Consider the following 12260-nt stretch of genomic DNA (forward strand, 5'->3'; position numbering starts at 1 on the left):
GCACACGGCGTCCACCTCGCGCGCGCCGGGGACGAACACGAGGGTGCGGCCGTCGTGCGGGGTGCCCGCGAGCTGGGCGACGTGGCGGTAGAACTCCCGTGAGACCTCCGCGCGGCCCGGATGCGGGTGGTAGCTGACATCCAGCGGGTGGGTGACGGCCTCGGTGGCCAGGATCTGCGCGTCCATGTGCGCGGCGAGCGCCTTCGCGTCGAGGGTCGCGGACATGGCGGCTAGATAAAGGTCGTCGCGCAGAAACGCCACTTCCATCGCCATGGCCAGCACCAGGTCGGTGTCGAGCTGGCGTTCGTGGACCTCGTCGATCACTACCGCGCCGACACCGGACAGTTCCGGGTCTTTGAGCAGGCGGTTGAGCAGCACGCCCGGCGTGACGAACTGCACCAGCGACCCGTCCTTGTGTTCGCCGCGGATGGAGTAGCCGACGCGGTCGCCTAGGGGGGTGCCGTCGAGAAGCGCTAAGCGTCTCGCTGCGGCACGCACCGCAACGCGCCTGGGTGCGGTGACGAGTGTGATGCCGCCGTCGGTGGTGAGGTTGCTGATCGCGGGCGGCAGCAATGTCGTCTTGCCTGTGCCCGGTGGTGCCTCCACCACGAGCGGGCCGCGCGCCGGGAGGTCCCCGATGACATTCGCGACGGGGAGGCCTGCGCCGATGGTGGATAGGTCGAACATCGCCCTTAAATCTACCCGCGGTGTCGGATTGCGCACTGAAGTGTACATCCGTCCCTTAATTTCGCGGCCCGAAACGATTAATGTCCGGGGCAAGGGGGGAAAGAAATGAAAATCTACAGTTTCACAATCACGTACCGACCAGACCAAGACGAATTCAACGACGCATACCCGGCGGGCATTATGGCCGTCGATTCCATCACGGGGGAGATGCTCTTCACGGCGCTGCCCGCGGACCACCCGGCGGCACCGTTCGATCACGATGATGTGGTCGTCGATGAGCTCATGGAGTTCTTCGAGGACATGAAGCAATGGTTAATCGAGATGGACCGCAAGCAAGGAGCAGCGCTTCTCGACGGCCCGTTGAACTTCACCGACCGCATCGACATGGAGCAGAACCCTGATATTGAGGCTGACGACCTCGATACCGGGGTGCTACAGCTACTGCGCGACCACGTGCTTGCCGGACTCGGTCATAGCGAGGTTGTCTACCACGCTTTTTCCATCGTCCGCCGCATGGGTCCCGAGGAGAACTACCCATTGGCCGTGTTTGTCCTCGACCCGGTCAACTGGCACTTCGCCGGCCGCGTGTTCGGTAACCACAACCCGTACTTGCCGCGTCTGCCACGGCAGCAGCGCCGCGCGATCGACCGCGAGATGGCGAAATTCATCCGCAAGCTCGAACGCGGCAGCATTCAAGCGGCCTTCGAGGGGCTGGATCGCCCGCGCTTCGGGATCTTCTCGATCGACGATTACCAGGCCGTCACATCGCAGCACGCCATCGACCAGGCTTTAGCAGACCTGGATGAGATCTATCTCGACACCGATGGCGATGTGGATTTGGCGGGTTAGCTCGGCCTGCCTGGTGCGTCGAGTTGGCGGATCAGCTTCGCTGGGACTCCGCCGACCAACGAGTTATCGGGCACGTCTTTGGTCACCACAGCGCCGGCGGCGATGACGCAGCGGTCACCGATGGTCACACCAGGTAGGACGATCGCGCCGGCACCGAACCAGCAGTCGTCGCCGATGTTGATGGGGCGGCCGCGCTCCCAGCCGTCGGCACGCTCTTTCGCATCATTAACCGGGTGCTCGACGGTGATGAGCTGGCAACCTGGACCAAACAGGGTGCGCTTGCCCACGTTCACCTCAGCTACGTCCAAGATCACGCAGTTGTAATTGAGGAAGCAGCCTTCGCCAAAGGTGGTGTGCGCACCGAATTCGACCTGTAGCGGTGCGAAAACTTCAGGGATGGCGGAACCAGGGGCGAGGATGCCTTTCAAGAGCTCTTCCGCACGCTCAGAATTCAAATTGCCTAAAGAATTCAGTTCGCGGATGCGCTCCCACGCGGCGTGGCGGACAGTTTCCAGCTCGTCGGAATCCGGCTTGTACCAGCGGGAGGCGCGGAGGTCGGCGAGGTTGGGGTGTTCTGTCGCATCATCAAGCGTGGTCATATGCGCAAGGGTACGCGTTAAAAAACCAGTGCCCGCCGAGGGGCACGCCTACACTGCACCCCATGAGCGAGAAGAAGATTGCAGTAGTCACCGGCGGTTCCGCAGGCATCGGGGCGGCAGCGGCACGGGCATTGGCTGACGACGGCTACACCGTCTACGTCTGCGCCCGCCGCAAAGAGCTGTGCGAGAAGATCGCCGGCGAGATCGGCGGTGTGGGGGTGGAGCTGGATGTGACGGAGCAGGGGAGCGTCGATAAGCTTGCCGCGCAGCTTGAGCGCGTCGACGTGCTGGTCAACAACGCGGGAGGCGCGAAAGGGCTCGACCCGCTGCGCGAGGCCAAGCCCGAGGATTGGGACTGGATGTACCAGACGAATGTGCTGGGCACCGTGCGCGTGACCAAGGCGCTCTACCCGGCGCTCGTCGCGGCGGAAGGCCTGGTCATCAACGTCGGCTCCGTCGCCGGGTGGGACGCCTACGTCGGCGGGTCTGGCTACAACGCGGCCAAATTCGGCCTGCGCGCGCTCACCCGCGCTTTCCGGCGCGAGGAGGTCGACGCCCCCATCCGCATCACCGAGATCGACCCCGGCCGCGTGAAGACCGACTTCGCCTTCAACCGCTTCGGCGATGAGGCGCGCGCGGCGGAAGTCTACGACGGCAAGCTCAACCTGACCGCCGAGGACATCGCGGAGGCGATCCGGTGGGTGGCATCCCTGCCGCCGCACGTGAATATCGACACGATGAATATCATGCCGCGCGACCAGGCGGAACGTTAGTGGCGACCGGTCAGCTACTGGCGCTTGTCGGCGTCTGGGTCGCCGCGATTGCCAGCCCCGGCCCCGACATCGTCCAGATCGCGCGCCTCGGGGTGAAGTCGCGGGCGGCCGGAGTGGCGTGCGCCGTCGGAATCATGGTGGGCAACACCTTCTGGATTGCCGCCTCGCTGCTCGGCTTAAGCGCACTCATCCAGGCCGTGCCCCAGATCCTCGCTGTACTCCAACTCGTCGGCGGGGCGTACCTGCTGTGGATGGGCATCGGTGCTGTTCGTGCCGGGTTCGCCGTGAGGAAGGAAGCAGCGAACGATGGCACAGCCGGCGACACGGACGCGGTCGCAGCTGCCGACGTTCCGTCCTCCGCAGCCCTGCCGACCAGCACGGCTTTCCGCATCGGCGTGGCCACGAACCTGGCCAACCCGAAGGCGGTGCTGTTCTTCGGGGCGGTGTTCGCTCAGTTCGTCACACCCGGCATGGGGTGGGAGTGGATGCTGGTCATCCTGCTCACGCTGGTGGTGATCGGGGTGGCGTGGTTCGTGGGGTTCGCGGTGCTCGTCGATAAGTTCGCGGGCTTTCTGGACCGCCACGGGCATGTGGTCGACGTGGTCACGGGCGTGATCTTTGTGGCGTTGGCGGTGTGGATGCTCGTAGAGGGCGCTACGAGTCTGCTTTGAGTCGGAGACACCGTCGGTGTGCCGCGCTAGCATTGCGTTCATGATCCTCACTACCACGCAGACAGTTGAAGGCCGGACAATCACGGAATACATGCGCATCATCGGTGGCGAAACGATCACCGGCATGAACATGTTCAAGGACATCGGCGCGGGTTTCCGCAATATGGTGGGCGGTCGCGCGAGCTCCTGGGAGCAGGAGTTGATCCAGGCGCGCGACAGTGCGCTCAACGAGCTGTGGGAGCGCGCACGCCAGATCGGGGCGGACGCGGTCATTGGCGTTGAGCTGGACTATTCGCCGATGGGTGCGGATGGTTCGATGATGCTCGTCGCAGCGACGGGCACCGCGGTTCGGCTCGACTAGCGGCGAGCTGCTTACATAGAGGCATGGATGTAAGCATCAGCGGTGGCAGCATCAAGCTGGGCCAGTTCCTCAAGCTCGCGAATCTCGCGGAAACAGGTGGCCACGCGAAAGAGCTCGTTTCTTCGGGGGAGGTCGCGGTCAATGGCGAGGTCGTCACCTCGCGGGGGCATGAGCTTATCGACGGCGACGTGGTCTCCATTCCCTCCGCCTCCCTCAATGCCACTGTGGTGGCGGACGGCGGCGGGGATGATTATTTCGACGAGCGCACCGCCAACGACGATTTCGACCCGGAGAAGTGGAGGAATCTCTAACCCATGCCCGCTTTCGAAGCCCGCGAGGGCATGCCGTACTGGATTGACCTACTCACCTCGGAGACGAGGAAGTCGGCGTATTTCTACTCCCGGATTCTCGGCTGGGATGTCGCAGAGGGCGATTACCGCATCGCACGGCTGCAGAATATGCCGGTGGCAGGCATGGTGCCGCAAGAGGACATGCCGGACGCGTGGGTGACGTATTTCCTGTCCACCGATATCGAGCGCGACGCCCAGCGCGTGGGCGAGCTCGGTGGCTGGGTGCTGGCGCAGCCGCAGCAAGTGTCCTTGGGCACGATGGCGCTGTGCGCGGATGATCAAGGGGGCTGGTTCGGCCTGTACCAGCCGGAAGGGGAAGATTCCTTCGTCGCGGCCGGTGAGCCGGGGACGCCGGTGTGGCATGAATATACGTGTACGGGGGACGTCGATAAGCTTGCGCGTTTTTATGGCGAGCTGTTCGACTGGAACATCGTCGAAAACGACGGCTACCTGCTGGCCATGCAGGACGGCGCGGCATTCGCCGGGATCTGGGACGCGCGCGAGCAGATTCCCGCGGATGTGCCGAGCTTTTGGCGCTCATATCTGGGCGTGGCCAACATCGCGGAGACGCGCAGCCGCATCGAAGAATTCGGTGGCGAGGTGCTGCGCGGCCCGGAGAATTCGCCGTTCGGGCTGCTGCTGACCGCCGCGGATTCGACCGGCGCGGTGGTGACGTTGTGCGAGGTCGACGAACCCGTCGACGAAGAGACCCTCGACGAAGGCGATTCGATCCTGCACCTGTAGCTTGGATTCCGCAGTGTGTGAGTTGCGGTGCATAATGAGCCATTGTGAAACGATTCCTCGCCGCCGCGACAACGACCGCGTGCCTGCTCACCGCGCTTGCCGCGCCGCAGGCTGACGCCGTCGATGTCATTCCCGGCGACCCCGGGGAACGAACTGATCTGGCGGTCTACCACGCCGACGGCCACTGGACGGGGTCGCCGAATGCGCGCGAGTCCCGCCCGGCGCTGTCGTTGGCGAAGCTGTACCTCGGCTACTACGTCCTGGCGAACGGCACCCCTGAGGAGCGGGGCAAAGTTCTGCGGATGATCCGCGTGTCCGATGACTTGCTCGCCGTCGAGCTCGATGAGAAGTACCCCGATGCGATCAACGACGTCGCCGAAGACTTTGAGCTTTCGGGAACCTACAGCGCCGGCTACTGGGGAAAATCGGAGACCACGCCGTACGACCTGGCGAAATTCGTCATGGCGATCATGGACGATCCCGTCGCTGAGCCCCTGATTCGCGGCATGGCGAATCACGCCCCGTATGCCCAAGACGGGTTGAAACAGGACTTCGGCACGGACCAGATAGATGGGGCAATCGGATCGAAATTCGGGTGGGCCGACGACCGGGAGTCCGCGTTCGGGTCGGTCTCTTTCGGCCCGGACTGGGTCGTTGCCGCGATGAGCTACGGCGATATCGACGAGCACACCGACGACGTGCACGCCTGGATCGACCAGTCCGAGAAGAATCGTCTGTCCTTCGGCGTCGACCGCGACACGATCGATGCGCTCGATATCGCGAATGGCGCTGAATCGCTGACCGTGTGGTCATCGGAACGGGTGCGTTGGGGCCTCCACACCGTCGGACAACCGTTCGTGGAGCGGTGACCGTAAGGCGCGGAGGCGTGGATTATGCCCGGAGGCGGTCCGCGATATCGCGGACGATTCGCCGGTACTCCTCCGGCGTGGCGATGATCCCGCAGGTTCCCGGGTGCCCGATGGCGGCCGCGGAATAATCGGGGGAGGGCTCGACGAGCGCAGCCGCGCTGACCAGCGCAATCCCGTCCGGCGCCTCGTGCTGTTTTGCGATGATCGCGGTGGTTGCCGGCTGCTGCTTTGCGACGACATCCAGTACCGCAGCGACATCGCCGTCCCGCTGCGGGTCGGGAAGGTCGATGATGGTGGTGCCCGACAGTTGGGCGATCGCCGCGATCAGCGGGCGCCAGTGGTGCTCGACAGCGCGGGGCCCGAAGCCGGGGTTGAGCGAGACAGCCCAGCGGCCGACGCTGGTGTCCGTGGGCACGAACACGCGGGCACCCAGCTCGGGCAATTCGGGTAGCTCGCGTGCGTCGACATCCATGCCGTAGGCGACACCGGGCATCGTGTGGTCCAAGCCTGAACCGAGCATGAGCATCGCTGCGTGCGTGAGGCGGTCCGGCAGCGCGGCGAGGTAGCGGTCGAGAGCGTCGTCGTCCGCCGGCACCGGGTAGCTGTTCTCCATGTAGGAGACGAGCTGCGCCAATTGCTCCGCCGGCGGGAGCGAGCGTTCCACACCGCCGACCTGGAAGTCCTCGAGGTGCTGTTCGTTGACTGGGTAGGCGGCGTCGGTTTCGCCGGCAGGCAGGGGCGCGTCAGGTTCGACGGGCTCCGGGACGTGGCGCATGCGCGCCTGCGCGGCGGCGAAATCGGGGGAGTGGTCGGGGGAAACTGTCACCAGATCACCACGCGGTCATCCGGGGCGACCCACATCTGGGAGTCTTCGTCCACATCGGGGAATGCCTCGTAGAACTCGGCGATATTGCCGGCGATGACATTGCAGCGGAACTCGGCGGGCGAGTGCGGGTCGATGGCCAGGTACTGTTCCGCCATCTCAGGGCGGATCGCGGTGCGCCAGATGCGGGACCAGGACAAAAATAGGCGCTGCAGGCCGGTGAATTCTTTCCCGTCCAGTTCCTTCGAGGAGCCGTCGGTGTCGAAGGGGAGGGCGGGGCCGTCGTCAAGCTGCTTGTCTTTGAGGTAGTTCTTGTACGCGACGACGGCGATGCCGAGTCCGCCCAGGTCGCCGATGTTCTCGCCCAGGGTGAATTCGCCGTTGACGCCGGCGGTCTCGCGGCCTTCGAGGACGTGCGGGACGAGGCCGTTGTACTGGTCGACCAGCTTGCTCGTCAGCTCTTCGAAGCGGGCGCGGTCGTCGTCGGTCCACCAGGAGTTGAGGTTGCCGGCGCCGTCGTAACGCGAGCCCTGGTCGTCGAAGCCGTGGCCGATCTCGTGGCCGATGACGGCGCCGATCGCCCCGAAATTCTCCGCGGGGTCAGCGTCGATGTCGAAGAACGGCGGGCGCAGGATCGCGGCGGGGAACGTGATGTCGTTGACCACCGGGTTGTAGAACGCGTTGACGGTCTGCGGGGTGGTCACCCACTCGTCGCGGTCGGCGGGCTTGCCGATCTTGGCCACCTGGTAGTCGTGCTCGAATTCGGCGCCCGCGCGCACGTTGGCGACGAGATCGGCGCCGCTGCGGGAGAAGTCGAGGCCGTCGTAGGAGCGCCATGTGTCGGGATAACCGATTTTCGCGCGGAATTGCGAGAGCTTCTCCAGCGCGCGCTCGCGGGTGGCGGGCGACATCCACGCGAGCTCGCTGATGCGCTCGCGGTAGGCGGCGACAAGGTAGTCGACGAGCTTCAGCATTTCGTCCTTGGCTTCCGGGGAGAAGTGCTTATCGACGAACACCTTGCCCATATCTTCCCCCACCAGCGATTCTGCGAGGGCGATGCCGCGCTTCCACCTGTCGCGCTGCTGCGTCGCGCCGGACAGCGCGGTGCCGTAGAACTCAAAATTGGCGGCGCCGACCTCCTCCGGCAGCACGCCGGCGCGGGAGATGAGAATGTGCCATGTCGCCCACAGCTGCCAGTCCGGCAGGGTCTCGGGGCGGAGCATCGCCGCCAGCTCCACGGTGTAGGAGGGCATCATGTCGATGACGCGGCCGTCGGAAAGCCCGGAGCCGCGCAGCAGCGTCTGGATGATGGCGGGCAGGTCGCTCAGCTGCTTCGGGTTGTATGTCTTCACTGCGTCGCGGCTGGCCACGACATCCCAGTGGCTGTGCGCGATCTGCTTCTCTGTCTCCACGATGCGCTGTGCGGCGGTGGCCGCGCTGAGTCCGAACAGGCGCGACGGGTCGAGGAAGCCGAGCATGCGCTCGACGTGGGCGCGGTACTTCTTCAGTGTCTCGGCGTGCGCCGGGTCGCGGTAGTACGCCTCGTCCGGCAGGCCCAGGCCCGACTGGACCAGGTACGGGACTGCTTCGTCTCCCTCGGAATCCTTTTCCACCCAGTAGGCCAACGGGCCGGAGATGCCGCGGCGGTCGAGTGCGCCCAGGTTACGGGCGAGTTCTTCGATGTCGGCGACGCTGAGGAGGGCGAAATCGTCATCAAGCGGGCTCATTCCTGCTGCGTTGATCGCGTCAATGTCCATGAACGCCGCGTACAGGTCACTCGCGCGGCCTGTACCTTCCTTGACGAGTTCGTGCACATCCTCCTCGGCCCTGTCGCGCAGGCCGTGGAAGGTGCCGTCCACACCGCGGTCATCGGGGATGACGTGGCTTTCCAGCCAGGGTCCGTTCACAAGTCGGTAAAGGTCCTTCATAGGACCCCACTGTAGTGAAAGGCCGGGAACCGAATACGCGGTTCCCGGCCTTTGTATGTGTTAGCGCCCTAGTCCTTCTTCTCGTACGGGTCGCGAATCTTCATGTCGGACTGCTTCCACAAGCCGGAGCGGGTGATCTCCTCGTGGTTGATCTCAGCCTCAGCGGGTGCCTCGCCCTTCGAGTTGGTGCGCAGCACGTAGCGGTAGGCCGAACCCCAGTCGCGGTGCCAGTCCTGGTCGAGGTAGCCCGGCATCTCGTAGGCAGAGTTCACGGCCTCGGCGGTAGACATCGCGCCGCCGCCCATGAAGTCCTGGAAACCGCTGAGCTGCTCCTTGCCAGGGGCGTCCGGAGCCACGCGGAACTGCGGGATCTCCGTAACACCGGCGTAGTGGTTGAACGTGCGGTGGCACGGGAACTGCAGCGCGACCGGCCAGTCGAGCAGACCCGGGGTCTCCGAATCGAAGACGTCGGTGATGTGCTCGAGCTTCGGGTTGCGCAGCGGGGTCAGCGCCATCCACTCGTATGGGTCGAGGTTCAAGTCCTCGCCCACCAAGCGCACGACGTTCGCGCCCTCCGGCAAGTCCGAGATGGGGTAGCGGAGGTTGCGCCACTTAACGCGCGGGCCCGGATCCATCATCTCCACCTCGCCGATGTCGGTGACGGAGCCGCCCTCATTGCGGGTGCCGTACTCGAGCTTGATGGTCTGGCCTTCCTTCTCCTCGCCGTTGATGTCGTGGTGCGCCAGGCGGCCGGCAACGGAGGTGACCAGCAGCGGCGCTTCCTCGGTGGCTTCCGGCAGCTCGAACCAGGACGTGGTGATCTCGGAGGAGGACTGGGCCTCTTCATCAAAGGTGCCCAGCACCGGGATGCGGTTGTAGTCCAGGTTGAACGGAAGGCGCACCGTAGAGCCGTTGATGCCGATCTGGTCCTCGGAACGGTTGCCCTGGGTGCCGGCGCGGCTGGTGGACTGGACGGTGTCGGAGGTGACGTCGTCGCCCTTGGTGTTCGAGCCGGTGGCGGTGTCGGTGCCCGTGCTGGTTCCGGTGCTGGCGTTCGAGTCTGAACTGTCGGCATTCGCCGCATTCGCCGAGCCCGTAGCAGTGCCTGCACCCGTGTCGGCGTTTGCGGCCGGGTCGTTGCCGATGGCGCCGACGCTCGCCGAGCCTTCGTTGTCCGAGTCGATGTAGGCGGGCACACCTTCGGGGTGGAAGCCGCGGACAGTGCCGGATTCGAGCGAGGATCCGAGTGGGACGCCGTCGACGGGAGTGAGGAAGGAGTCGTTGGTGTTGGTCTCCAGCAGAACATCACTGCTGAGCTGGCAGGTATTGCCCTTCAAGGAGCGGACGTTGCCCATGCCGACGGAGTAGGCGGGTGCCTGGTCAATAAAGGACTTGGTGAAGGTCAGGCATGAAAACGCCACGATCAAGATGGAGGCAACGGCAATGGGTGCGGTCATGGCGGTGCGGAAGCGGGAGCCTTCTGCGGCCTCCGCAGCCTCGAATTCCTCGACTCGGCCGGCTTCTTCGGCTTCGGCACGGCGCTGGTTGTAGCGCAGGGACTGGACAACACCGACGATCACGGTGATCAAGCACAGCGCCAGCATGACCGAGCTGGCTTCGACGCCCTTGAGCTGGACGGTCTTGTCCCACCATGGGACGGCGAACGAGGAGACGTACCACCATGCGTTCCAACCGGCCAGCGAGAGCGCCATGAGGAACATGACGGCTGCGAGCGCGAAAGTGCGCGCGCGGGCGGACTGCGCGGCGATCTGGGCCAGCACGACAGCGCCGAGAGCAGCTGCGGCGCCGGCGAGGCCCGCGTAAATGCCGAAGTGGTGGGTCCACTTCGTCGGGGTGAACATGAGGAAGAACATGGACAGCGCGAAGATCGCGAGCATGCGCTTCGTCGGGGCCTTTTCCGCGCCCTGCACGCTGCCGAAGCGGGACATGCTCCACAGCACCAAGCCCAGGCAGAACAGCAACGTGAACATTGCGTATCGACGAGTCAGCGACCCGTCCACCGCCGCCTCAAAGAGCGTGGAGTAGCGGACGTACTCGTTGAACCACTCCAGTGCAGGGCCGACCTCCGAACGGACAGATGTGGCCTCCAGCACCGCCGCGAGTGTCTGGTCGTGGAAGACCGGGATCATCACTGCGAAGCCCAAGCCGAGGAACGGCAGGACGAATGCTCCCTGAGGAGCGATCGAGGTGCGCTCGCGCACGATGCGCAGCAGATGCGGCAGGCACACCAGGAAGACGCCGACGGCGGTCAAGCCAGTCGGTCCGCACGCCAGAGTGAAGGCCGCGAAGACAGTGCCGAACGCGGCGGGCAAAAGGCGTCGCGAAGCGATGGCGCTTTCAAAGGATGCCCAGGTGACAATCGTGCCGAGAGCGATGACCGGCTCTGGGCGCAGACCGTTGTCGTACGGCATCCAAAACGCCAGGAACATGAACGCGGCGGTCCAGTACGCCACGCGCCGGGTGGCAATGGACGCGCCTAGCCGCGGCAGGATCTCGCGGGAGAGCACCCACCAGATGGCGATGCCGGACAGCAGCGTCGGAATGCGCATCCACGCCGAGGCGGTGCTGACCTTCGCCAGAAGCGACAGCAGGTTGTAGAACGGAGCGCCGAACGGCGATTCAGGAACGCCGTACCAGCGGTAGTAATTGGCCATGTAGTCCGAGTCGTTGGCCACGCGCGCCATGGTGAGCAAGAAGCCGTCGTCGGAGGTGTTCGCACCGAAGAAGTGCCAGAACAGCAGCAGACCGACGACCACGGCGTCGAGAGGCTTGAAGGAACGCCATTCCGGGCGCAGCGGACGCAGACGCTTGCCGTCCAGCAGGTCGAGGCGCGCCAAGGACCACAGAGCCACGATCGCGGACAAGGTGCCGCCGATCATGGCCAGCCACTTCACTGCGGTGGGCTCAGAGGTGAAGCGGGAATTGATGTCGACGTGGGCGGAAAGGCCGGCGTCGATAAGCTCTTGCGCCTGCTCTTCCGAAAGCTCGCTGTAGATGCCTGTGAGCTGGGGACGCATGTCTTCGTCGGTCTCTTCCGCGAAGTCCGTGCCCGGCACCTCGACCGTGATGCCGTCGCCTGTGGCAGAAAGGTGCAGCGCCGCGTCCTCGGCCTTGCGTGCTTTGTCCAGCTCATCGGGTGTGAGCTCGAAGATGACCTCGTTGAGCGAGGAGACCGTCAGCCCGCCGTCCTCCGGGACCGTGATGAACAGGCCGCGGTCCAATGCCTCCGTCGAATCCTGCGGCAAGGTGGACAAGATATTGGTCTGATTCGGGTTCAGCGCATCCGTCACGCTCAGCGGAATGGTCAGGTCCATCGACTCTGGCGCCAGCGAAATCAGCGGCGCGTTCACCGAATTGAGCGACCCGTTCTGCGGCCAATCGAAAGACGACTGAACCTGCTTCACCGGCAGAAGCGGCGTGAGAACGAAGAACAGGAACGCCAAGATGCCCGACAGCATCGCCGTCCGGCTCAACCAGCGGGGACTCCTTTTTGACGTGGACGCGACGCGGGTGCTGCCCGCGGTGCGCGCGTCTGCCTGGTTTGTTTCTTCCACCTTGCTCACCTTGTTCACGGCGGCTGATTCT

Annotated in this window: 12 protein-coding genes; 7 read left to right on the forward strand and 5 right to left on the reverse strand. The window is 64.7% G+C overall.

The window, feature by feature from the left end:
- Window positions 1-687: DEAD/DEAH box helicase (locus J5Y21_RS09995; protein ID WP_210575192.1), on the reverse strand; the 687-nt coding region annotated here is incomplete at its 3' end.
- 105 nt (window positions 688-792) lie between these two features.
- Here J5Y21_RS09995 and J5Y21_RS10000 point away from each other — a divergent pair.
- Window positions 793-1536, forward strand: a complete 744-nt coding sequence (locus J5Y21_RS10000) for a hypothetical protein (protein ID WP_210575194.1) — start codon at window positions 793-795, stop codon at window positions 1534-1536.
- Here the strand turns inward: J5Y21_RS10000 and J5Y21_RS10005 are convergent.
- Window positions 1533-2135: a sugar O-acetyltransferase gene (locus J5Y21_RS10005; protein ID WP_210575195.1), complete on the reverse strand. Its 603-nt coding sequence runs from the start codon at window positions 2133-2135 to the stop codon at window positions 1533-1535. The genes J5Y21_RS10000 and J5Y21_RS10005 overlap by 4 nt on opposite strands.
- Before the next feature lie 62 nt (window positions 2136-2197).
- Between J5Y21_RS10005 and J5Y21_RS10010 the strand changes: the two genes are divergently transcribed.
- Genes J5Y21_RS10010 through J5Y21_RS10035 form a run of 6 tightly spaced genes read left to right on the forward strand, consistent with a single transcriptional unit; the run spans window position 2198 to window position 5903 of the window.
- Window positions 2198-2908 carry an SDR family NAD(P)-dependent oxidoreductase gene (locus tag J5Y21_RS10010; RefSeq protein WP_210575197.1) on the forward strand — a complete coding sequence of 237 codons (711 nt, stop codon included), beginning with the start codon at window positions 2198-2200 and terminating at the stop codon, window positions 2906-2908.
- Window positions 2908-3579, forward strand: a complete 672-nt coding sequence (locus J5Y21_RS10015; protein WP_210575200.1) for a LysE family translocator — start codon at window positions 2908-2910, stop codon at window positions 3577-3579. The genes J5Y21_RS10010 and J5Y21_RS10015 overlap by 1 nt, the downstream gene beginning before the upstream one ends.
- 40 nt (window positions 3580-3619) lie before the next feature.
- Window positions 3620-3940 (forward strand): heavy metal-binding domain-containing protein, encoded by a 321-nt coding sequence (locus J5Y21_RS10020; protein WP_210575202.1) that lies wholly within the window; start codon window positions 3620-3622, stop codon window positions 3938-3940.
- 23 nt (window positions 3941-3963) lie between these two features.
- The gene (locus J5Y21_RS10025) at window positions 3964-4251 is read left to right on the forward strand and encodes an RNA-binding S4 domain-containing protein (protein WP_210575204.1); all 288 of its coding nucleotides are present in this window, start codon (window positions 3964-3966) and stop codon (window positions 4249-4251) included.
- 3 nt (window positions 4252-4254) lie between these two features.
- A complete protein-coding gene (locus tag J5Y21_RS10030) occupies window positions 4255-5034 on the forward strand; it encodes a VOC family protein (RefSeq protein WP_210575206.1) in 780 nt (259 codons plus the stop codon).
- Between the two features lie 44 nt (window positions 5035-5078).
- Window positions 5079-5903: a hypothetical protein gene (locus J5Y21_RS10035; RefSeq protein WP_210575208.1), complete on the forward strand. Its 825-nt coding sequence runs from the start codon at window positions 5079-5081 to the stop codon at window positions 5901-5903.
- A 22-nt stretch (window positions 5904-5925) separates the two neighbouring features.
- Here J5Y21_RS10035 and J5Y21_RS10040 read toward each other — a convergent pair whose 3' ends face one another.
- The 3 genes from J5Y21_RS10040 to J5Y21_RS10050 all read right to left on the reverse strand — a co-directional run bounded on the left by J5Y21_RS10040 (window position 5926) and on the right by J5Y21_RS10050 (window position 12247).
- A complete protein-coding gene (locus tag J5Y21_RS10040; protein WP_349236989.1) occupies window positions 5926-6729 on the reverse strand; it encodes an alpha/beta hydrolase in 804 nt (267 codons plus the stop codon).
- Window positions 6726-8654 (reverse strand): M13-type metalloendopeptidase, encoded by a 1929-nt coding sequence (locus tag J5Y21_RS10045; protein ID WP_210575210.1) that lies wholly within the window; start codon window positions 8652-8654, stop codon window positions 6726-6728. Before J5Y21_RS10045 ends, J5Y21_RS10040 begins: the two co-directional genes overlap by 4 nt.
- Window positions 8655-8722: 68 nt before the next feature.
- A complete protein-coding gene (locus J5Y21_RS10050; RefSeq protein WP_349236990.1) occupies window positions 8723-12247 on the reverse strand; it encodes an arabinosyltransferase domain-containing protein in 3525 nt (1174 codons plus the stop codon).
- Between the last annotated feature and the right edge of the window lie 13 nt (window positions 12248-12260).

Source organism: Corynebacterium sp. Marseille-P3884 (genome assembly GCF_017942225.1).
GTDB lineage: Bacteria > Actinomycetota > Actinomycetes > Mycobacteriales > Mycobacteriaceae > Corynebacterium.

Coding starts and splice junctions, on each gene's coding strand:
- J5Y21_RS10030 (WP_210575206.1), top strand. CDS start 4,255: ATGCCCGCTTTCGAAGCCCGCGAGGGCATGCCGTACTGGATTGACCTA.
- J5Y21_RS10000 (WP_210575194.1), top strand. CDS start 793: ATGAAAATCTACAGTTTCACAATCACGTACCGACCAGACCAAGACGAA.
- J5Y21_RS10045 (WP_210575210.1), bottom strand. CDS start 8,654: ATGAAGGACCTTTACCGACTTGTGAACGGACCCTGGCTGGAAAGCCAC.
- J5Y21_RS10025 (WP_210575204.1), top strand. CDS start 3,964: ATGGATGTAAGCATCAGCGGTGGCAGCATCAAGCTGGGCCAGTTCCTC.
- J5Y21_RS10010 (WP_210575197.1), top strand. CDS start 2,198: ATGAGCGAGAAGAAGATTGCAGTAGTCACCGGCGGTTCCGCAGGCATC.
- J5Y21_RS10020 (WP_210575202.1), top strand. CDS start 3,620: ATGATCCTCACTACCACGCAGACAGTTGAAGGCCGGACAATCACGGAA.
- J5Y21_RS10005 (WP_210575195.1), bottom strand. CDS start 2,135: ATGACCACGCTTGATGATGCGACAGAACACCCCAACCTCGCCGACCTC.